Origin of the sequence: Citrobacter sp. (genome assembly GCF_050252275.1) — a bacterium.
GTDB lineage: Bacteria > Pseudomonadota > Gammaproteobacteria > Enterobacterales > Enterobacteriaceae > Citrobacter_A > Citrobacter_A amalonaticus.
In genome coordinates this window covers 14,226-35,909 of record NZ_JBFWLF010000007.1, presented here as the reverse complement: position 1 = coordinate 35,909, position 21,684 = coordinate 14,226, and the positions used below count along the sequence as shown (strand labels likewise).

Here is a 21,684-nt window from a genome sequence, read left to right as displayed (position 1 = left end):
AAGCGTGGTGTTCGCCATGACGGTAACCTGGATTGCATTATTCAATGGGTATGATGCGATTCCGACCTCGGCGGGAATCAGCCGGGCAACCACACGCACCGTTGTGCACTCGTCGCTGGCCGTTCTGGGTCTGGACTTTGTACTGACCGCATTGATGTTTGGGAATTGAGTTCATGCAAACGAAAAAAAATGAAATTTGGGTGGGGATCTTCTTATTAGCCGCATTGCTTGCCGCGCTGTTTATCTGCCTGAAGGCGGCCAATGTGACCTCTATGCGCACAGAACCGACCTACACGATTTACGCGACATTCGATAATATCGGCGGCCTGAAAGTGCGCTCGCCGGTGCGTATCGGTGGTGTGGTGGTGGGGCGCGTGGCGGATATCTCTCTGGATCCGAAGACCTATTTACCGCGCGTGACGCTGGACATTGAAGAGCGCTATAACCACATCCCTGTTACCAGTTCGCTGAGCATCCGGACGTCCGGTCTGCTGGGGGAACAGTATCTGGCGCTTAACGTTGGTTTTGAAGATCCTGAGCTGGGAACGTCTATCCTCAAAGATGGCGGCACAATCCAGGACACCAAATCCGCGATGGTGCTGGAAGATATGATTGGTCAGTTCCTTTACAACAGCAACAGTAAAGGCGATGACAATAAGAATTCTGGCGATGCGTCGGCGCCGACCGAAGGCCATAATGAAGCCACTGGGCCTGCGGGCACAACGAATTAATCTCAGGAGAATCGAATTATGCTTAAGCGTTTAATGATGGTGGCTCTGCTGGTGATTGCACCGCTGAGCACCGCCATTGCAGCCGATCAGACCAACCCTTACAAGTTGATGAATGAAGCGGCGCAGAAAACCTTCGACCGCCTGAAACACGAACAGCCGAAAATCCGTTCTAATCCGGACTATCTGCGTGACGTGGTTGACCAGGAACTGCTGCCGTATGTGCAGGTGAAATATGCTGGCGCGCTGGTGTTGGGGCGTTACTACAAAGAAGCCACTCCGGCTCAGCGTGAAGCCTACTTCGCCGCGTTTCGTGAATACCTGAAACAGGCCTACGGCCAGGCGCTGGCGATGTATCACGGTCAGACGTATCAGATTGCTCCGGAACAACCGTTGGGTGATGCGAGCATCGTTCCGATCCGTGTAACCATTCTCGATCCCAACGGCCGTCCTCCGGTGCGTCTGGACTTCCAGTGGCGTAAAAACACTCAGACGGGTCACTGGCAGGCCTATGACATGATCGCAGAAGGCGTCAGCATGATCACTACCAAACAGAACGAGTGGAGCGATCTGCTGCGTACTAAAGGGATCGATGGACTGACGGCGCAACTGAAATCTATCGCGCAGCAAAAAATCACGCTGGAAGAGAAGAAGTAATGACTCAGTCACTCAACTGGATGCGTGACGGTGACAAGCTGGCGCTGGTGGGAGAACTGGACCAGGATGTGCTTAATCCTTTGTGGGATGCGCGCATTGAAGCAATGACCGGTGTCACCTGCATCGACCTCAGTCAGGTTTCTCGAGTGGATACGGGGGGACTGGCGCTGCTGGTCCATCTCATCAGTCTGGCGAAACAGCAGGGCAACAACGTGTCGTTGTCGGGGGTGAATGACAAAGTCTTTACCCTGGCGGAACTCTATAATCTGCCTGCTGACGTGCTTCCGCGTCAGTAATATCAGTACGTTATTATCTACAGCCTCGCTGGATTGACCCGCGAGGCTTTTTGCTTATTTATGACAGCGCAACTTTGCTCTAAGATGTTGGGCTGTATTCACAATCTGACGAATGAAGAGCCCATGGAAAATAATGAAATTCAGAGCGTGCTGATGAACGCACTCTCCCTCCAGGAAGTCCACGTCTCTGGCGATGGCAGTCACTTTCAGGTTATTGCCGTGGGTGAGATGTTTGACGGCATGAGCCGGGTGAAGAAGCAGCAGTCGGTCTATGCGCCGCTGATGGAGTACATTGCGGACAATCGCATTCATGCCCTGTCGATCAAAGCGTATACCCCCGCAGAATGGGCGCGCGATCGCAAACTAAACGGTTTTTGAGTTACGGGTGTCACACCGGTAACGACGATGAATTTTAACTGAGAACAACATCATGGATAAATTTCGTGTACAAGGGCCAACCCGGCTCGAGGGCGAAGTCACAATTTCTGGCGCGAAAAACGCCGCTCTGCCGATCCTTTTTGCGGCGTTGCTGGCGGAAGAGCCGGTAGAGATCCAGAACGTCCCGAAACTGAAGGACGTTGATACCTCGATGAAACTGCTAAGTCAGCTTGGCGCCAAAGTGGAACGCAATGGCTCCGTGCACATCGATGCCCGCGACGTTAATGTTTTCTGCGCACCGTATGACCTGGTAAAAACCATGCGCGCATCAATTTGGGCGCTGGGACCGTTGGTGGCCCGTTTTGGTCAGGGCCAGGTTTCTCTGCCTGGCGGTTGCACGATCGGCGCACGTCCGGTTGACCTGCATATCACCGGTCTGGAGCAACTAGGCGCCACGATCACGCTGGAAGAAGGCTATGTGAAAGCCTCCGTGGATGGCCGTCTGAAAGGCGCGCATATCGTCATGGATAAAGTCAGCGTTGGTGCAACGGTCACCATCATGTGTGCCGCCACGCTGGCGGAAGGCACCACCATCATTGAAAACGCCGCACGTGAACCAGAAATTGTCGACACGGCCAACTTCCTGATTGCGCTGGGAGCGAAAATTTCCGGCCAGGGTACCGATCGTATCACCATCGAAGGCGTAGAACGTCTGGGCGGTGGTGTCTATCGCGTATTGCCGGACCGTATCGAAACCGGGACTTTCCTGGTCGCAGCGGCAATTTCTCGCGGCAAAATCCTCTGTCGTAACGCGCAGCCGGATACGCTGGACGCGGTACTGGCGAAACTGCGCGATGCCGGCGCGGATATCGAAGTGGGTGAAGACTGGATTAGCCTCGACATGCACGGTAAACGTCCGAAAGCTGTCAACGTGCGCACCGCACCGCACCCGGCATTCCCGACGGACATGCAGGCCCAGTTCACGCTGCTGAACCTGGTAGCGGAAGGGACCGGATTCATTACGGAAACCGTGTTTGAAAACCGCTTTATGCACGTGCCTGAGCTGAGCCGTATGGGCGCTCATGCCGAAATCGAAAGCAATACCGTGATTTGTCACGGTGTGGATAAGCTCTCCGGTGCGCAGGTGATGGCGACGGATCTGCGTGCGTCGGCTAGTCTGGTGCTGGCGGGATGTATTGCAGAAGGGACGACGGTCGTGGATCGTATTTATCATATCGATCGCGGATACGAGCGTATCGAAGATAAACTGCGCGCCCTGGGTGCCAATATCGAGCGCGTGAAAGCCGAATAAGCGTCAATGAAATCAGTAGCCCCATTGCCAATGGCTGGGGCTACTGCTTTGTGCCTTACTCTACATCCTGCTTGTTACGACGTGACGCCCGCATCATGCGCGTTCTGTCGATAAACGCATGAGTTTTTGCGTCATGGTATCGTGAAGGCCAGATCACCCAGGGATCCGTTCCGAGCGCTTTCGCAATGATCAGCTCGCCTTTCGGCCATGGTCGGGTTAAGGCGTTTGCCAGCGTGGAGGAACTTAATCCGTTTCTGCGTGACTCGGCAGCCATTGATGTCCCTCTTTTACGTAATCCAGCAATGATATCTGCCGGATGCCAGTCAATGAGTTTGCTCTCCATTTATCCCCTCGTTTATGGTCATTCATCGTTGATTTGCACCATCAATTTGCAGAAGACACTATACTCCCAGAGAATTGTTGTTCTAATATGTTCAAGTAAAGAGTTTGAATATTCAGAATTTATTAAGAGTTATTGCTTTGCTTGCAGCGGAATAGAGAGGTTTGGTGGGTTTTATTAGATCTTTTATGAATCATCCCGCGCAGAGTGGCGGGATGATTCCATCGTTATTAGCGATCGCGCTGGACGGCGATATGCGCCAGGCCGATCAACGCTTCGCGCCATTGCGAATCCGGCAGCACCTGCAGCGCGGCGATGGCTTTGTCAGCCTCTTCTTCCGCACGCTGACGTGTCCATTCCAGTGAGCCGCAGGCGTTCATCGCTTCCAGCACGGGCTCCAGGAGATGTCGGCCATTGCCTTGCTCGATCGCATGGCGAATCATTTGTGCCTGCTCTGGCGTACCGTTACGCATCGCATGTAGCAGCGGTAACGTCGGTTTGCCTTCGTTCAGGTCATCACCGACATTTTTACCGAGCTGTTCGCCGTCGGCGTTATAGTCCAGCAGATCGTCAATCAACTGGAATGCAGTGCCCAGATAGCGACCATAGTCCTGCAGTCCTTTTTCCTCGGCTTCACTACAGCCCGCGAGGAGACCGGAACACTGCGCCGCCGCTTCAAACAGACGCGCTGTTTTACTGTAGATCACCCGCATATAGCTGTCTTCCGTAATATCCGGGTCGTTAACGTTCATTAACTGCAGGACTTCACCTTCAGCAATGACGTTTACGGCTTCAGACATCACCTCCAGCACTTTCAGGGAGCCGAGGCTGGTCATCATCTGGAAAGCTCGGGTATAGATAAAATCGCCAACCAGCACGCTGGCGGCATTACCAAACGCAGCGTTCGCCGTGGCTTTACCCCGGCGCATATCGGATTCATCCACTACATCGTCATGAAGCAGGGTGGCGGTGTGGATAAATTCGATCAATGCCGCAATCGTGACATGGGCATTTCCCTGATAGCCAACGGCGCGCGCCGCGAGGACGGCAATCATCGGGCGAATACGTTTACCGCCACCGCTCACAATGTAATAGCCTAACTGATTGATCAGTTGGACGTCGGAATTAAGCTGTTCAAGGATTGTCGCATTGACACCCGCCATATCTTGCGCGGTTAACTCGTTGATTTTTTCTAAATTCATCGCAAAAGCCGGGCTTTTCGCCCCGTTTACCTCATCATGCGGCAAGGTAACTTAGGGTTTAGGGTTAGAAATATATGCTGATTGTACTGAAAAAACGCCGCAGATAAACGTTACCGTACACGTTGTGTTTTTTTTCTTCATGTATTGACTGTAGCACTTGTCAAAGGCTCACGTTTTGCGTAATATTCGCGCCCTATTGTGAATATTTATAGCGCACTCTGAATCATTGAAAAGGTGTGCGCGGAAGCGGAGTTTTTTATGTACGCGGTTTTCCAAAGTGGTGGTAAACAACACCGAGTAAGCGAAGGTCAGACCGTTCGCCTGGAAAAGCTGGACATCGCAACTGGCGAATCTATTGAATTCGCTGAAGTTCTGATGATCGCAAACGGTGAAGAAGTCAAAATCGGCGTTCCTTTCGTTGATGGCGGCGTTATCAAAGCTGAAGTTGTTGCTCACGGTCGTGGCGAGAAAGTTAAAATCGTTAAGTTTCGTCGTCGTAAACACTATCGTAAGCAGCAGGGCCATCGTCAGTGGTTCACTGATGTGAAAATTACTGGCATCAGCGCCTAAGACCTGAGGAGAGATTTAAATGGCACATAAAAAGGCTGGCGGCTCAACTCGTAACGGTCGCGATTCAGAAGCTAAACGCCTGGGCGTTAAGCGTTTCGGTGGCGAATCCGTTCTGGCGGGTAGCATCATCGTTCGTCAACGTGGTACCAAGTTCCACGCTGGCACTAACGTAGGTTGCGGTCGTGACCACACTCTGTTTGCTAAAGCAGACGGTAAAGTGAAATTTGAAGTTAAAGGCCCGAACAACCGTAAATACATCAGCATCGTTGCTGAGTAAGTTTTTCGTGGTCCGGTAACGGATAAAAGCCCCGCACCCTGTTGCGGGGCTTTTTACATTCGACGACCGGTAAATATGCTCGTGAAACCGCTTTGTACCGGATAACGAGCCCTTGCAGGGAAACGGGCATGAAGCAGCAGGCTGGCATTGGTATTCTTTTGGCGCTCACAACGGCGGTGTGTTGGGGGGCTTTGCCAATTGCTATGAAGCAGGTGCTGGAGGTGATGGAGCCTCCTACCATCGTTTTTTACCGTTTTTTAATCGCCAGTATTGGCCTCGGAGCGATTCTGGCCGCGAAGCGTAAGCTTCCGCCGCTGCGAATTTTTCGCAAAGCGCGCTGGCTGGTTCTGCTGGCGATTGCTACCGGTGGGCTTTTTGGCAACTTCATCCTGTTTAGCTCTTCCCTGCAGTATTTAAGCCCAACGGCTTCGCAGGTGATCGGCCAACTGTCGCCAGTGGGCATGATGGTCGCGAGCGTATTTATCCTTAAAGAGAAAATGCGCGGTACGCAGATTGTCGGCGCGATAATGCTGTTGTGCGGACTGGTGATGTTCTTCAACACCAGTCTGATCGAAATTTTTACCAGGCTGACCGATTACACCTGGGGCGTCATTTTTGGCGTCGGTGCGGCTACGGTCTGGGTAAGTTATGGTGTTGCGCAAAAGGTGTTATTGCGGCGTCTGGCATCACCGCAGATTCTGTTTTTACTGTACACTTTATGTACGATAGCGCTATTGCCGCTGGCGAAGCCCGGTGTGATAGCCCAGCTAAGTGACTGGCAGCTTGCCTGTTTAATTTTCTGTGGGCTGAATACACTGGTAGGATATGGCGCCCTGGCGGAAGCGATGGCGCGTTGGCAGGCAGCGCAGGTGAGCGCATTAATCACGCTCACCCCGCTGTTTACGCTGTTATTTTCAGATCTTTTATCTATGGCCTGGCCCGATTTCTTCGCCAGACCGATGTTAAACCTTCTCGGTTATCTCGGTGCGTTTGTCGTGGTTGCGGGCGCGATGTACTCCGCCATTGGTCATCGTATTTGGGGCGGATTACGTAAGCATGAATCGGTGGTATCGCAGCCCCGCTCAGGCGAATGATTTACGGAGAGTAAAATGAAGTTTGTTGATGAAGCAACGATTCTGGTCGTTGCAGGCGATGGCGGCAATGGTTGCGTAAGCTTCCGCCGTGAGAAATACATCCCGAAAGGCGGCCCGGACGGCGGCGATGGCGGTGATGGTGGCGACGTCTGGATGGAAGCCGACGAAAACCTGAACACCCTGATCGATTACCGTTTTGAGAAATCTTTCCGCGCAGAACGAGGCCAGAATGGCGCCAGCCGTGACTGTACCGGTAAACGCGGGAAAGATGTCACGATTAAAGTGCCGGTAGGTACGCGTGTGATCGATCAGGGCACGGGCGAAACCATGGGCGACATGACTAAGCACGGTCAGCGTCTGATGGTCGCAAAAGGCGGCTGGCACGGTCTGGGTAACACCCGTTTCAAATCTTCCGTCAACCGTACGCCACGTCAGAAAACGATGGGGACGCCGGGTGACAAGCGTGATCTGCTGCTGGAGCTGATGCTGCTGGCGGATGTGGGCATGCTGGGGATGCCAAATGCCGGTAAATCGACTTTTATCCGTGCGGTCTCTGCGGCGAAGCCTAAAGTGGCGGATTATCCGTTTACCACGCTGGTGCCGAGCCTCGGTGTTGTCCGTATGGATAACGAGAAAAGCTTCGTGGTGGCGGACATTCCGGGGCTGATTGAAGGCGCTGCGGAAGGTGCCGGTCTGGGCATCCGCTTCCTGAAACACCTTGAGCGTTGCCGCGTACTGCTGCATCTCATCGACATCGATCCTATCGACGGTTCCGATCCGGTTGAGAATGCGCGCATCATCATCGGCGAGCTGGAAAAATACAGTCAGGATCTGGCAGCTAAACCGCGCTGGTTAGTGTTCAACAAGATCGATTTGCTGGACAAAGCCGAAGCGGAAGAGAAAGCCAAAGCTATCGCGCAGGCGCTGGGCTGGGAAGATAAATACTATCTGATCTCTGCCGCCAGCCAACTGGGCGTGAAAGATCTCTGCTGGGATGTGATGACCTTTATTATCGAGAACCCGATTACTCAGGCGGAAGAAGCGAAGCAGCCAGAGAAAGTCGAGTTCATGTGGGATGATTATCATCGCCAACAAATCGCTGAAGTGGAAGAAGAAGCGGAAGACGACTGGGATGACGACTGGGACGAAGACGACGAAGAAGGCGTCGAGTTCATCTATAAGCGTTAATCTCAGGAAAACCCCGGACATGTTGCCGGGGTTTTTGTTTTTGCGGACTCAGTTATTCTGATAGATATCTTTGTACAATCTGCTTTCAAAGCGAACCAGAGGAATGCGGCGGTTACGTTGATCGGCAGGTTCTACCGCATAACCCGACAGATATTGTACAAACGCCATCCGTTGCCCGCTGGCGGTGGTAATAAAGCCTGCCAGGTTGTACACCCCCTGCAATGATCCCGTTTTCGCTGAGACCTTACCATCGACGCCCGCCTGATGCAGACCCGCACGGTACTGCAGAGAGCCGTCATAGCCCGCCAGCGGCAGCATTGAGATGAAATTCAGCTCGTTGTCATGCTGCGCGATGTATTGCAGAACCTGCATCATGGTGGCAGGGGCGATCAAGTTATGGCGCGACAGGCCGGAGCCATCGGCAATAATCGTGTTGCCAATATCGACTCCGGCTTGTTGACGCAGGATCTGCCGCACAGCATCGGAGCCCGCACGCCACGTTCCCGGTACATTAAACCGTGCGTGACCAATCATTCGGAAGACGGTGTCGGCAATCATGTTGTCCGACTTTTTCAGCATAATCTTAAGCAGATCGTGCAGCGGCGCAGACTGCTTACTGGCCACAATGGTGCCTGGCTCATTGACCTGCGTCTGGCGTAATAAGGTTCCGCTGTAGGTGATACCGGCCTGTTTGAGTTCATCTTTCAGGATCGCCCCGGCATAGCTGGCGCCGTCCTGAATGGCAAATGCCAGCGGCAGAGGGTCGGCACGCTGCGGCAGACACCCGGTCAACGTGAAGCGGTTTAAATCGCCCGGAACCACGTCCAGTTCACAATATTGCGCCTCCGCAGAGCCGCGTGGGAGTGTGCGAACCTGGCTGAACATGGTGACCGGGTAGTAAGACGCTACGCGAATATAGGCCAAATCGTTCGCTTTTTGCGCGCTGTAGAGCGAAATCGAGAAGCAGTTTCGATCGACAATGGCGGCCGCAGGCGGCGCGCTGAAGCACTGGGTCATGTCGTTCCAGGGCCATCCCGGTGCTTTATCGTGACTGGCAAAAACAGAGGTATCAATCAGGACGTTTCCGGTGATTTGCGTGACGCCTGCTTTTTTCAAATTCGCAACCATATTCCGAATATCCTGCCTTTTTAGCGTCGGATCGGCACCAAATCGCGCCACTAAATCACCTTTGAGAACGCCCGCATCAACGCTGCCTTTGGTCTCCAGCGTGGTGGTAAAGCGGAAGTCAGGGCCAAGCTGAATTAAGGCCGCCAGCGCGGTAATCACTTTCTGCGTACTGGCAGGAAGTGCCATTTGCTGACTATGATAATCAATTGCGGGGGTCGGGGCGCCGACCTTCTGGACCATGAGGGCAAGGTTAGCTCCGGCAGGGAGCTGGTTGATGTACTCGTCAACGTTCGCGGCCTGGACGCTGAACGCTACACTGGTGGTCAATCCGATGATAAATCTGGAAAATCGCATAATCTCGCGCTAACAACCTGGAAACAAGCCGACATACTACGGCGCAATGCCCTGGAAAGTAAACGATGACCCATAGGGAACTCCAGGGTAAAATGAGTATCAAATTAAGAATTGTAGCTGACCTGGACCTTGCGTCCGGGTCGGTATTTTTTTGCTTCTGGTCCGGGTATGACGCCATACCGGGGCAGGCTTAACAGCCGGGGCATAGCAATCGCCCCCTACAGGAATGTTCAAGAGGTATAACAAATGCAAGCGATTCCGATGACCTTACGTGGTGCAGAAAAATTACGCGAAGAGCTGGATTTTCTGAAATCTGTGCGCCGCCCTGAAATTATCGCCTCTATTGCCGAAGCGCGTGAGCATGGCGATCTGAAAGAGAATGCGGAATATCATGCGGCGCGTGAACAGCAGGGGTTCTGTGAAGGTCGTATCAGAGACATCGAAGCGAAGCTGTCGAATGCACAGGTCATTGATGTCACCAAAATGCCGAATAACGGTCGCGTTGTCTTTGGCGCGACGGTCACCGTTCTGAACCTTGATAATGACGAAGAGCAGACCTGGCGTATCGTGGGCGATGACGAAGCGGACTTCAAACAGAACCTGATTTCCGTCAATTCGCCGATTGCACGCGGCCTGATTGGCAAAGAACAAGATGACGTCGTGGTGATCAAAACGCCAGGCGGCGAAGTCGAATATGAAATCACTAAGGTAGAATACCTGTAAGTGCTCAAGATGTTGATGTATTGTAAAGAAAGGAAAAAGGCCGCATAGCGGCCTTTTATCAACGAAGAGAGCGTGGCATTTTGCTCTCCTGCTTGCGGGAAATCCCTCGTTTTACACAGGTTTTGTGTTCGACTTTAGGATATTCTTAGCGTGGCAGCGAGATTTTGCGTTCTTTACTCGGGCGATAAAGCACCAGCATTTTACCGATGACCTGTACATTACAGGCGCCGGTTTCGCGCACGATAGCGTCCACGATCAAGGTTTTTGTTTCGCGATCTTCAGACGCGACTTTCACCTTGATGAGTTCATGGTGCTCTAACGCTTGTTCAATCTCGGCCAGTACCCCTTCGGTCAAACCATTATTGCCAAGCATAACGACCGGCTTGAGCGGATGTGCCAGACCTTTCAGGTGCTGTTTTTGTTTAGTACTCAGATTCATCGTATATTTTTGCTTACGTTGGGATTGAAAACGGGTCATTCTACCGCCATCTCCCATATATCGCCAAATAGTGCGTGGAAATTTACGCCGTATGGCAACGATGTTCTGCCCCGATGGGAAAGTTAAATGACAGGTAAGAAGCGTTCTGCCAGCTCGAGTCGCTGGCTTCAGGAACACTTTAGCGATAAATATGTTCAAGAGGCACAGAAAAAGGGGTTGCGTTCCCGTGCCTGGTTTAAACTTGATGAAATACAGCAAAGTGACAAACTTTTTAAGCCGGGGATGACGGTAGTCGATCTCGGTGCTGCGCCAGGAGGCTGGTCACAGTATGTGGTCTCGCAGATTGGCGGCAAAGGCCGTATCATCGCTTGTGATCTTTTACCTATGGATCCTATCGTTGGTGTGGACTTTCTTCAGGGCGATTTTCGTGATGAACTTGTCATGAAAGCGCTGCTGGAACGCGTGGGTGACAGTAAAGTCCAGGTTGTCATGTCAGATATGGCACCAAACATGAGCGGAACACCAGCGGTGGATATCCCCCGTGCCATGTATCTGGTGGAACTGGCGTTAGAAATGTGTCGTGATGTGCTAGCGCCGGGTGGCAGTTTTGTAGTGAAGGTGTTCCAGGGCGAAGGTTTCGATGAGTACCTAAGGGAAATTCGCTCCCTGTTTACGAAGGTGAAAGTTCGTAAACCGGACTCTTCTCGCGCACGTTCGCGTGAAGTGTATATTGTAGCGACCGGGCGTAAACCATAACTGGTCGATTTCAGACGAAAGTTTGAAAGACGCTGGATATAGAGTATCCTGACGCTGTTTTTAACACAGTTGTAATAAGAGGTTAATCCCTTGAGTGACATGGCGAAAAACCTAATACTCTGGCTGGTCATTGCCGTTGTGCTGATGTCAGTATTCCAGAGCTTTGGGCCCAGCGAGTCTAATGGCCGTAAGGTGGATTACTCTACCTTCCTGCAAGAGGTCAACAACGACCAGGTTCGTGAAGCACGTATCAACGGACGTGAGATCAACGTTACCAAGAAAGATAGTAACCGTTACACGACCTACATTCCGGTAAGCGATCCGAAGCTGCTTGATAACCTGCTGACTAAGAACGTCAAGGTTGTGGGTGAACCACCAGAAGAACCGAGCCTGTTGGCTTCCATCTTCATTTCCTGGTTCCCAATGCTGCTGTTGATCGGCGTCTGGATCTTCTTTATGCGTCAGATGCAGGGCGGCGGTGGCAAAGGTGCCATGTCGTTCGGTAAGAGCAAAGCGCGCATGCTGACGGAAGATCAGATCAAAACCACGTTTGCCGACGTTGCAGGCTGTGACGAAGCGAAAGAAGAGGTAGCGGAACTGGTTGAATACCTGCGCGAGCCGAGCCGCTTCCAGAAACTGGGCGGTAAAATCCCGAAAGGCGTCCTGATGGTCGGTCCTCCGGGTACCGGTAAAACCTTGCTGGCGAAAGCCATTGCAGGTGAAGCGAAGGTTCCATTCTTTACGATTTCAGGTTCTGACTTCGTGGAAATGTTCGTCGGTGTTGGTGCATCTCGTGTGCGTGACATGTTCGAACAGGCCAAGAAAGCAGCACCGTGCATTATCTTCATCGATGAAATCGATGCCGTAGGTCGCCAGCGTGGCGCAGGTCTGGGTGGCGGTCACGATGAACGTGAACAGACCCTGAACCAGATGCTGGTTGAGATGGATGGTTTCGAAGGTAACGAAGGCATCATCGTTATTGCAGCCACTAACCGGCCGGACGTTCTTGACCCAGCACTGCTGCGTCCTGGCCGTTTCGACCGTCAGGTTGTGGTCGGCTTGCCGGATGTGCGTGGTCGTGAACAAATCCTGAAAGTACATATGCGTCGCGTACCGCTGGCGCCGGATATCGACGCGGCAATCATTGCCCGTGGTACGCCGGGCTTCTCCGGTGCGGACCTGGCGAACCTGGTGAACGAAGCGGCACTGTTTGCTGCTCGTGGCAACAAGCGCGTCGTGTCGATGGTTGAGTTCGAGAAAGCGAAAGACAAAATCATGATGGGTGCGGAACGTCGCTCCATGGTGATGACGGAAGCGCAGAAAGAATCAACCGCGTACCACGAAGCAGGCCATGCGATTATTGGTCGCCTGGTACCGGAACACGATCCGGTGCATAAAGTGACGATTATCCCGCGCGGTCGTGCGCTGGGTGTGACCTTCTTCCTGCCTGAAGGCGACGCGATCAGCGCCAGCCGCCAGAAGCTGGAAAGTCAGATTTCCACGCTGTACGGCGGTCGTCTGGCAGAAGAGATCATCTACGGTGTTGAACATGTTTCTACCGGTGCGTCGAACGACATTAAAGTGGCCACTAACCTGGCGCGTAACATGGTGACCCAGTGGGGCTTCTCCGACAAACTCGGTCCGCTGTTGTATGCGGAAGAAGAGGGCGAAGTATTCCTCGGTCGTAGCGTTGCAAAAGCGAAACATATGTCCGATGAAACCGCGCGTATCATCGACCAGGAAGTGAAAGCACTGATTGAGCGTAACTACAATCGTGCACGCCAGCTCCTGAATGACAACATGGACATCCTGCACGCCATGAAAGATGCGCTCATGAAATATGAGACCATCGATGCGCCGCAGATTGATGACCTGATGGCTCGCCGCGATGTTCGCCCGCCAGCTGGCTGGGAAGAACCGGGCTCTAATAATTCTGACAACAATGGCACGCCTCGTGCGCCGCGCCCGGTTGATGAACCGCGCACGCCGAACCCAGGTAATACCATGTCAGAGCAGTTAGGCGACAAATAAGTTACCGTTGTTGATGACTGCGTTTAATTGAAAACCCTGGGGCTTGCTCCGGGGTTTTTTCTTATCAATTTATACCAGGGATAACACCATGAAACTCTATGCTCAGGGCACTTCACTGGATCTCAGCCATCCTCATGTGATGGGGATCCTTAACGTCACGCCGGACTCTTTCTCGGATGGTGGAACGCACAACACGCTGATTGAGGCAGTGAAACATGCCAATCTGATGATTAATGCCGGGGCGACTATCATTGATGTCGGCGGTGAGTCTACGCGCCCCGGTGCGGCGGATGTGAGTGTGGAAGAGGAACTGGCGCGTGTTATCCCGGTGGTTGAGGCGATTGCCCAACGTTTTGAAGTCTGGATTTCTGTTGATACCTCAAAGCCTGAAGTGATCCGCGAATCGGCAAGAGTCGGTGCTCACATCATTAACGATATTCGCTCGCTCTCTGAACCCGGCGCGCTGGAGGCGGCGGCAGAAACTGGTTTACCGGTTTGTCTGATGCATATGCAGGGACAGCCGAAGACCATGCAGGAAGCGCCCAAATATGAGGACGTGTTTGCCGAGGTAAATCGCTACTTTATTGAGCAAATAGCACGTTGTGAAAGGGCAGGCATCGCAAAAGAGAAATTGTTGCTCGACCCGGGATTCGGTTTCGGTAAAAATCTCTCCCATAACTATACATTACTGGCGCGACTGGCTGAATTTCACCATTTTAACCTGCCGCTGCTGGTGGGAATGTCACGTAAATCGATGGTGGGCCAACTGCTCAATGTGGGCCCATCAGAGCGTCTGAGCGGTAGCCTTGCCTGTGCGGTCATTGCTGCTATGCAGGGGGCGCAGATCATTCGTGTCCATGACGTCAAAGAAACCGTAGAAGCGATGCGTGTGGTGGAAGCCACATTGTCCGCAAAGGAAAACAAACGCTATGAGTAACCGTAAATATTTTGGCACTGATGGGATCCGGGGCCGTGTGGGCGATGCGCCGATTACGCCTGATTTTGTACTGAAGTTGGGCTGGGCGGCCGGTAAAGTCCTGGCGCGCCACGGCTCGCGTAAAATCATCATCGGCAAAGATACCCGTATTTCCGGTTACATGCTGGAGTCAGCACTTGAAGCGGGTCTGGCGGCAGCAGGGTTGTCCGCCTCGTTTACGGGCCCAATGCCGACGCCTGCAGTTGCTTACCTGACGCGTACTTTCCGCGCCGAAGCCGGGATTGTGATCTCCGCATCGCATAACCCGTTCTATGACAACGGTATTAAATTCTTCTCCATCGACGGTACCAAACTACCCGACGCCGTCGAAGAAGCCATTGAAGCGGAGATGGAAAAAGAGATCACCTGTGTGGACTCCGCTGAGCTCGGTAAAGCCAGCCGCATCGTTGATGCAGCAGGGCGCTACATTGAATTTTGCAAAGGCACCTTTCCGAACGAGTTAAGCCTGAACGAACTTAAAATTGTGGTGGATTGCGCTAACGGGGCAACCTACCACATTGCGCCTAACGTGCTGCGTGAACTGGGTGCGAAAGTGATTACCATTGGCTGTGAGCCCAATGGCGTGAATATTAACGAAGAAGTCGGTGCCACCGATGTGCGTGCCTTGCAGGCCCGCGTGCTCGCGGAAAAAGCCGATCTGGGTATCGCGCTGGATGGCGACGGTGACCGCGTGATCATGGTTGACCATGAAGGCAATAAAGTCGATGGCGATCAGATCATGTATATCATCGCCCGTGAAGCCCTGCGTCAGGGACAACTGCGCGGTGGCGCGGTCGGGACGCTGATGAGCAATATGGGGCTGGAACTGGCGCTCAAGCAACTCGGCATTCCGTTTACCCGTGCGAAAGTCGGTGACCGCTACGTGCTGGAAAAAATGCAGGAAAAAGGCTGGCGTATCGGGGCGGAAAACTCTGGTCACGTCATTCTGCTGGATAAAACCACCACCGGTGACGGCATTGTTGCCGGTTTGCAGGTAGTAGCGGCGATGGTGCGTAACCACATGAGCCTTCACGATCTCTGCAGCGGCATGAAAATGTTCCCGCAGATCCTGGTAAATGTGCGTTACACCGCCGGTAGCGGCGATCCGCTGGAAAATGATACGGTGAAAGCCGTGACTGCGGACGTAGAATCTGCGCTGGGAAGTCGTGGGCGTGTATTGCTGCGTAAATCGGGCACTGAGCCGTTAATCCGCGTGATGGTTGAAGGCGAAGATGAAGCCCAGGTGACCGAGTTTGCCCATCGCATTGCGGATGCGGTTAAAGCGGTGTAATACAGACTTAACTGCATAAAAAGGCGGCATTTGCTGCCTTTTTATTAAAGGGAAACCCGGCTTTTGCTGTTTTTTTCCGCAGTTGATACAATGCACTAAAATTGCCCTTGCGAAGGTCATTCGCTTTGGTTAGTATTCACACCCGCTTCAGTGGGAAACAGTAAAATATCCCGCTTTATTGGTTAGAAGCAATTGGTATGCGGCAACTCCGCAAGGAACAGGTTGATTATGTACGAAGCTCTTTTGGTAGTTTTCCTTATTGTGGCAATTGCCCTTGTGGGCTTGATCATGCTGCAGCAAGGTAAAGGCGCTGATATGGGAGCCTCCTTCGGAGCAGGCGCTTCCGCTACGCTGTTTGGTTCAAGTGGTTCTGGTAACTTCATGACCCGTATGACGGCTGTGCTGGCGACGTTGTTCTTTATCATCAGTCTGGTGCTGGGCAATATCAACAGCAACAAAACCAATAAAGGAAGTGAGTGGGAAAATCTGAGCGCGCCGGCGAAAACTGAACAGCCTCAGCCAACTGCTCCGGCTAAGCCGACCAGCGATATCCCACAGTAAGATTTCTGTGCCGAGGTGGTGGAATTGGTAGACACGCTACCTTGAGGTGGTAGTGCCCAATAGGGCTTACGGGTTCAAGTCCCGTCCTCGGTACCAATATTCAAGCAATGGACGTCAATAGACGTCCATTGTCGTATCTGAAGCCTGCGCAATGCTGATGTCCTTCCTCATTTTTACCCGCTCCTTTGATAACCCAGAATGCATCCACGGCGATCTTACTGCTGGCTGGCGCATCAGGATGCGGATAAAAAGAACCCGGGACTAGCCCGGGCAGATATTGTCGATTAGGTTGGAGTTATTTGATAACCGTACCCTGAAAAGTCAGTCAGGAGAACATCGATACGGCTTCTCTGTGCGGACTGAGACTGTTTCCAGAATACGGTCGCTTCAGTGCGTTATCATCGACTCAAAAATGGTACTTAATACCGATATTTGCCGAGGTATCACTGTAGCTCTTCGTTCCAACCTGATGTGCAAGGTTTGTCCAGAGAGTGAGGGTGTCCGTCACCTGGCCCTCAAGACCCAGTTTCACTTCCCCGACATTGCGACTTCCAGCCTGTTCAACCCTGACGTTGTCCAGTGTGGCATTGACATTCCGGGTGTTGTGCAGCCAATTGACCTCACCGTAAACGGTAAACTGCTTACCCCTGGTTTGCGCATTCAGCGTGTCGTACGAAAGATTCAGACCAAGACGTGTTTGGGTGCCGGCGCTACCGTCAACTCGCGTACCGTTCACTTCCTGATGAGGATCGGCTTTAATGCCACTCCAGATGACCTGTGCCTGCGGGGTGATGAAAAGCGAGCCATTAGCGCTCTGGTGCAGCGGTTGACGATAGCCACTCTCCAGTGAACCGCTCAGACCACTGATGTTATAACTTTCGCTCGCCACTCTATCGCCATTCACCGATGCGCGAAACGCACTGTATTGCAACCAGCTGTCGAAATACAGGCCGTTGCGGGACTCTGAATTTTGATACCAGGTGGCGTAAGTGCCCACGCTGTAGCCATGGAGGCTATTTTTGGCGTCATAATGTGTTTTTGTGGATTGCGTATTCCCGCGGCTGTAGCCATAGCCCGCCATGATGCCTACACCGAGTCTATCCTGTTCGCTGAATTGACCACTCCACAGTTCACCGCCTCCCTGAATGACATAGCTGTTTCCGCGCATCTGCAACTGACCGCTGCCGTCTTGTGATTTACTACGGAACGCCTGTTGCCGTAACCATATGCTGGAATCTTGTGCCCGACCTTCACGATCTTTCAGGGTATGGCTGAAAAGACGATTTGCCGCTGCCATGTTGGCGAGATAGGCCCCGGCTTCCGGGCGATAAATTTGCGGTTTCTGCTCGGTTTCCGCAGCGGGCGATGGAGGCGCAACTGGCGTGTCATTGCCCGGTATTTCTGGTGATTCTGGTTCTTCAGGATCGTTGACCGGTATTTCCGGTTCCACTGGGGCCTCTGGCTCTGGTTCTGGAGCCAGTGCAGAGCGCAAATACCAGTCACCCGCATCCTGATGCAGGAAATATTCGTATGCCCCGGCCAGAGCGCGATTTTCAAGCGTAAACAGGCCATCTGATTGCCCACCCACGCTTATCACTTCTATACCATTTACCGTTGTGGTGCCGGACCCATGGAAATTGTTTACATACAGTCTGGTGGTTCCGGCAGTATCACCTGTCACGACCAGTTTGTCGGTTGCTGAGCTATCATCGCCCAGCGCAGTATTCATGATTAACGTACCGCCACCCAGATAATTTCCGACAGTAATGGTTTTGAAGACGCCGTTCTCCCCAGGTGGAGTAAATGCCACTGTGCCTGTATTCGTCAGGCTCGTAATGTCGGAATCCCCTGTCACATTCCAGCGGCTGGTCTCATCCAGCGCCATACTGTACCCGCGAACAATACGACCGGTCATTGTTGATGAACCATTCAGGGCGATATTCAGCGCCGTGGCATTAGCAGAACGCGAAACCGCATCACCAAAAATGTGCGAATTGTCGTTGGCAGCGACGTTCACCACACCGGACTGGTACGCGCCGTTGTCTTCGACACTGATCGCTGTACCTGCCTCTCCGCCGCTACGTCCCGTCAGCGTCGAGCGGGTTAAATCAAGATTAAGGTCGGTATTAATCGTTCGCACTGCGTAGCCATCCCGGGTTTCAATATGGCTATCAACCATCGGTAACGCGCTGCTGGAGCTTATTGTCTGATAGCCGACCAGCAAACCATGACTATTATTACCTGTCATGTTTATGCTGTTCTGATTGAATCTGATATCCGGGCTTCCGCCGAGAAACATCCCCGTCGAGTTATTGCCTGAAACTTGTGCTGTCAGGTTGTCAATATGGGCTGTGGCCTCATAAATATACGCACCAACACTGACGGCCGTAGAGTTATCACCTCTAAGCGTGAGTCGAATATCATTCAGGTAGGTTTTAGACCGGGTATTTTCCACACCGATACTGTCTTTACCATTCATGGTAATATCGATGTCTGTGGCGGTCAGGATTGTTGTCTGGGGTAAACCGCTCCCCCTCTGGGCAGCGATAACCCCGGTTGAGCGGTATCCGTGAGATGTGATATCGATGTTATCCAGTGTCAACTCTGTATTATCTATGACTTGCGCCCCTACGCCGGAGTAACCAAACGTCTCAATGGAAGAATTGGAGAGTGAAGAGGCAACATTTGCAGTTGCATCAATATAAAGTCCATGTGATCCCAGACCGCGTGTGACAATAGTGAGATTGTTCATCGCTGCGGAGACATTTCCGTGAGTGACAGTCACGGCATTTGACTGATAACCTCTTGTTTCAATCGAGAGGTTATTTAATGTGGCTCTGGTTGCAAGATCGCTCGGGGCCAGAGCATTCGAGACGGTAATGGCTGCCGGATTCGGCGGTAATGATGAGCTTGAATCATCCCCGTTATCCAGAACAGTAATCCGACTGTTCTCAATATTCAGCGTGGCGCCGCCGGTGACTTTAATTCCTGTATCATCTAAACCGTAGCTATCTCCACGAATGGTGATATCAGAATCATTGTTTATATCCAGGTGCGAGCCGGTGCCAGTAACCTTCACGCCTCGCCCAGTGGAGACTGTACTGTTGCTGATAACCGCAGATGCACCATTACTTACTTCGCCGAGATAGGCATAACTCCATAGTGATGTATTGGCAATATTTAATAGACTTCCAGCATCCTGAGCCAAAAAAAGCCGATCGTGATAAGAGCCTGACTGTGTGGTTGAAGTCAGACTGGCTGTCGAATTCGACAATCGAATTTCCCCACCGCCATATGCTCTCAAAAGCGTATATGTCGCACCATAAAGCGTACGGTCAGCATAAATCTCCACGTTGTTACCGCTGATGATACCTCCGGTGCGGTAAGCGTCCAGAACAACAGTGGAGGCGGTATTCGTATATTGTCCACCTGGCGTTAAGGTTATTGTCTGGTTCGCGCCAGCCATAACGGTACCATCGTTGACCGCGATAGCCTTCCACGGTGCTAACGCCATCATGATCGTTATAGTAAGCATTTTTATTTTCAGACAATTATTTTCATTATAACTATACATAAGCAACATCCTTTTGCTTCTTCATTAACAATTGATTCAGATAATTACCAAATTGGTTTAATCTTCATCGTTTATGAAAAGAATATCGAGGATGACTTTTTGAGTGCAAATATAAAAATCCGAAAATCAGCGTTGAAGAACAATTTTCATTAGTTACGAGGTGAATGAAATACAGGATAAATAAATAAAAATTCGCTCAATTGGGAATGGAATAATATTATTATCAATAATCCCAGGAGTGCTTTTTTGCTGTTACATTCTGATGTGTAGAAATCCTCTACTAAATCCAGCAGATATCATTAATAAGTTATGCTCCATGGGATTGCACTTATCTGGCATAGATAAAAAAGGCCGCTTTCGCGGCCTTCATTTAATAATCAAATCGTTACTTCGCTTTGTTTTCCAGGTTTTCAACCTGGGGCAAACCAGTAGCCGAAGAGGCAGAAAGCAGCCCTGACTGTGCATAGCCGAACAGCTTCTCGCGGGTATCGGTGATGTCCAGGTTACGCATGGTCAACTGCCCAATACGATCGTCCGGTGAGAACACGGAGTCACCTTTCTCCATTGTCAGACGCTCTGGCTTGTAGGTCAGGTTGTCGGACACGGTATTGAGGATCGAATAGTCGTTGCCGCGACGCAGTTCCAGCGTCACTTCACCGGTAATCTGGCTGGCGACCCAACGCTGCAGACCATCACGCAACATCAGCGCCTGAGAGTCGAACCAACGGCCCTGATAGAGCAGGCGACCTAACTGACGCCCGTGGGCGTGGTACTGCTCGATGGTGTCTTCGTTGTGGATACCAGTCAGCAGACGCTCATAGGCGATATGCAGCAGCGCCATCCCAGGGGCTTCGTAAATACCGCGGCTTTTGGCTTCAATAATACGGTTTTCAATCTGGTCACTCATTCCCAGTCCGTGACGCCCGCCGATGCGGTTCGCTTCCAGCATCATTTCCACATCGTCACTGAAGGTCTTACCATTCAGCGCGACCGGATGACCCTGTTCGAAGCGAATGGTGACTTCTTCCGCGGCGATCTTCACGTTCTCATCCCAGAACTTCACGCCCATGATTGGGTTGACGATCTTAACGCTTGAGTTCAGAAACTCGAGGTCTTTGGCTTCGTGCGTCGCGCCGAGCATGTTGGAGTCCGTGGAGTAGGCCTTTTCGACGGACATTTTGTAGTCGAAACCGCAGGCGATCATAAACTCAGACATCTCATGACGACCGCCCAGTTCATCGATAAAGTCCGTATCCAGCCACGGTTTATAGATCTGTAGTTCAGCGTTGGTCAGCAGGCCATAGCGATAGAAACGCTCGATGTCGTTTCCTTTATAGGTACTGCCGTCGCCCCAGATATTGACGCCGTCTTCTTTCATCGCTGCAACCAGCATAGTGCCGGTGACTGCACGACCCAGCGGCGTAGTATTGAAATAGGTGAGCCCGCCAGTGGTGTTATGGAATGCCCCACACTGAATCGCGGCGATACCTTCAGCAACCAGTTGTTTACGGCAGTCGATCAGTCGAGCGTTCTCTGCACCGTATTCCATTGCACGACGAGGGATCTCATCATAGTCCTCCTCGTCTGGCTGACCCAGGTTCGCAGTATATGCATATGGGACAGCCCCTTTTTGTCGCATCCACAGCAGTGCCGCGCTGGTGTCCAGGCCGCCGGAAAAAGCGATACCAATACGTTGACCTACCGGAAGATGCTTGAGAATCGTCGTCATAAAATAAAACCCTGCTTGATAGACTGATGGTGAGATCGGCTTTCTGCTCTCAGTGCATGTTTATGCAAAATAAATGAGTT

General features: G+C 52.1%; 22 protein-coding genes and 1 tRNA gene. 17 read left to right on the top strand and 6 right to left on the bottom strand.

Features of this window, described 5'->3' with window-relative positions; all coding sequences use genetic code 11:
* From AB7E14_RS01410 to murA, 6 genes are all read left to right on the top strand, one after another.
* Positions 1-169, top strand: a 169-nt coding sequence (locus AB7E14_RS01410; protein ID WP_428169293.1) for an ABC transporter permease, incomplete at its 5' end; no start/stop codon positions are given.
* Between the two features lie 4 nt (positions 170-173).
* Positions 174-731: an outer membrane lipid asymmetry maintenance protein MlaD gene (gene mlaD, locus AB7E14_RS01405; protein ID WP_428169292.1), complete on the top strand. Its 558-nt coding sequence runs from the start codon at positions 174-176 to the stop codon at positions 729-731.
* Positions 732-749: 18 nt separating this feature from the next.
* Complete coding sequence (gene mlaC / locus AB7E14_RS01400) at positions 750-1,385, top strand: phospholipid-binding protein MlaC (RefSeq protein ID WP_428169291.1); 636 nt, start codon at positions 750-752, stop codon at positions 1,383-1,385.
* On the top strand, positions 1,385-1,681 hold the full coding sequence (mlaB, locus tag AB7E14_RS01395) for a lipid asymmetry maintenance protein MlaB (RefSeq protein ID WP_044329010.1): 297 nt from the start codon (positions 1,385-1,387) through the stop codon (positions 1,679-1,681). Before mlaC ends, mlaB begins: the two co-directional genes overlap by 1 nt.
* Before the next feature lie 123 nt (positions 1,682-1,804).
* A complete protein-coding gene (ibaG, locus tag AB7E14_RS01390) occupies positions 1,805-2,059 on the top strand; it encodes a BolA family iron metabolism protein IbaG (RefSeq protein ID WP_042325065.1) in 255 nt (84 codons plus the stop codon).
* Between the two features lie 52 nt (positions 2,060-2,111).
* Positions 2,112-3,371, top strand: coding sequence for a UDP-N-acetylglucosamine 1-carboxyvinyltransferase (gene murA, locus AB7E14_RS01385; protein ID WP_044329009.1), 1,260 nt, complete (start codon positions 2,112-2,114; stop codon positions 3,369-3,371).
* Between the two features lie 55 nt (positions 3,372-3,426).
* Here murA and sfsB read toward each other — a convergent pair whose 3' ends face one another.
* Together sfsB and ispB are read right to left on the bottom strand one after the other, a co-directional pair.
* Positions 3,427-3,714 (bottom strand): DNA-binding transcriptional regulator SfsB, encoded by a 288-nt coding sequence (gene sfsB / locus AB7E14_RS01380; protein ID WP_316962571.1) that lies wholly within the window; start codon positions 3,712-3,714, stop codon positions 3,427-3,429.
* Between the two features lie 227 nt (positions 3,715-3,941).
* Positions 3,942-4,913, bottom strand: a complete 972-nt coding sequence (gene ispB, locus AB7E14_RS01375; protein ID WP_042998294.1) for an octaprenyl diphosphate synthase — start codon at positions 4,911-4,913, stop codon at positions 3,942-3,944.
* Between the two features lie 258 nt (positions 4,914-5,171).
* Here ispB and rplU point away from each other — a divergent pair, with 258 nt between their 5' ends.
* From rplU to cgtA, 4 genes are all read left to right on the top strand, one after another.
* A complete protein-coding gene (rplU, locus tag AB7E14_RS01370; RefSeq protein ID WP_042325074.1) occupies positions 5,172-5,483 on the top strand; it encodes a 50S ribosomal protein L21 in 312 nt (103 codons plus the stop codon).
* Between the two features lie 19 nt (positions 5,484-5,502).
* Positions 5,503-5,760: a 50S ribosomal protein L27 gene (rpmA, locus tag AB7E14_RS01365; RefSeq protein WP_003861831.1), complete on the top strand. Its 258-nt coding sequence runs from the start codon at positions 5,503-5,505 to the stop codon at positions 5,758-5,760.
* Positions 5,761-5,888: 128 nt separating this feature from the next.
* Complete coding sequence (locus AB7E14_RS01360; protein WP_042998293.1) at positions 5,889-6,854, top strand: DMT family transporter; 966 nt, start codon at positions 5,889-5,891, stop codon at positions 6,852-6,854.
* A gap of 15 nt (positions 6,855-6,869) precedes the next feature.
* Positions 6,870-8,042 carry an Obg family GTPase CgtA gene (cgtA, locus tag AB7E14_RS01355; protein ID WP_042325080.1) on the top strand — a complete coding sequence of 391 codons (1,173 nt, stop codon included), beginning with the start codon at positions 6,870-6,872 and terminating at the stop codon, positions 8,040-8,042.
* Between the two features lie 48 nt (positions 8,043-8,090).
* On the opposite strand, the gene dacB is transcribed toward cgtA, so the two are convergent.
* Entirely contained in the window at positions 8,091-9,524 is a 1,434-nt protein-coding gene (dacB, locus tag AB7E14_RS01350) for a serine-type D-Ala-D-Ala carboxypeptidase (protein ID WP_044263639.1), read from the bottom strand.
* A 246-nt stretch (positions 9,525-9,770) separates the two neighbouring features.
* Here dacB and greA point away from each other — a divergent pair, with 246 nt between their 5' ends.
* Positions 9,771-10,247 (top strand): transcription elongation factor GreA, encoded by a 477-nt coding sequence (gene greA, locus AB7E14_RS01345; protein ID WP_428169290.1) that lies wholly within the window; start codon positions 9,771-9,773, stop codon positions 10,245-10,247.
* A 145-nt stretch (positions 10,248-10,392) separates the two neighbouring features.
* On the opposite strand, the gene yhbY is transcribed toward greA, so the two are convergent.
* Positions 10,393-10,686 (bottom strand): ribosome assembly RNA-binding protein YhbY, encoded by a 294-nt coding sequence (gene yhbY, locus AB7E14_RS01340; RefSeq protein ID WP_041686369.1) that lies wholly within the window; start codon positions 10,684-10,686, stop codon positions 10,393-10,395.
* Between the two features lie 126 nt (positions 10,687-10,812).
* Here yhbY and rlmE point away from each other — a divergent pair, with 126 nt between their 5' ends.
* From rlmE to AB7E14_RS01310, 6 genes are all read left to right on the top strand, one after another.
* Positions 10,813-11,442 carry a 23S rRNA (uridine(2552)-2'-O)-methyltransferase RlmE gene (rlmE, locus tag AB7E14_RS01335; RefSeq protein WP_042291855.1) on the top strand — a complete coding sequence of 210 codons (630 nt, stop codon included), beginning with the start codon at positions 10,813-10,815 and terminating at the stop codon, positions 11,440-11,442.
* A 99-nt stretch (positions 11,443-11,541) separates the two neighbouring features.
* Positions 11,542-13,473 (top strand): ATP-dependent zinc metalloprotease FtsH, encoded by a 1,932-nt coding sequence (ftsH, locus tag AB7E14_RS01330; protein WP_044255934.1) that lies wholly within the window; start codon positions 11,542-11,544, stop codon positions 13,471-13,473.
* A gap of 88 nt (positions 13,474-13,561) precedes the next feature.
* A complete protein-coding gene (gene folP, locus AB7E14_RS01325; protein WP_042998288.1) occupies positions 13,562-14,410 on the top strand; it encodes a dihydropteroate synthase in 849 nt (282 codons plus the stop codon).
* Entirely contained in the window at positions 14,403-15,740 is a 1,338-nt protein-coding gene (gene glmM, locus AB7E14_RS01320; RefSeq protein WP_042998287.1) for a phosphoglucosamine mutase, read from the top strand. The genes folP and glmM overlap by 8 nt, the downstream gene beginning before the upstream one ends.
* Positions 15,741-15,968: 228 nt before the next feature.
* Positions 15,969-16,301, top strand: a complete 333-nt coding sequence (secG, locus tag AB7E14_RS01315) for a preprotein translocase subunit SecG (protein ID WP_042998286.1) — start codon at positions 15,969-15,971, stop codon at positions 16,299-16,301.
* Between the two features lie 9 nt (positions 16,302-16,310).
* Positions 16,311-16,397 (top strand) — tRNA-Leu (locus tag AB7E14_RS01310).
* A 310-nt stretch (positions 16,398-16,707) separates the two neighbouring features.
* Here AB7E14_RS01310 and AB7E14_RS01305 read toward each other — a convergent pair.
* Together AB7E14_RS01305 and argG are read right to left on the bottom strand one after the other, a co-directional pair.
* Positions 16,708-19,875 (bottom strand): autotransporter outer membrane beta-barrel domain-containing protein, encoded by a 3,168-nt coding sequence (locus AB7E14_RS01305; RefSeq protein WP_316962570.1) that lies wholly within the window; start codon positions 19,873-19,875, stop codon positions 16,708-16,710.
* Positions 19,876-20,260: 385 nt separating this feature from the next.
* Complete coding sequence (gene argG, locus AB7E14_RS01300) at positions 20,261-21,604, bottom strand: argininosuccinate synthase (protein WP_042998285.1); 1,344 nt, start codon at positions 21,602-21,604, stop codon at positions 20,261-20,263.
* Positions 21,605-21,684: the final 80 nt, after the last annotated feature.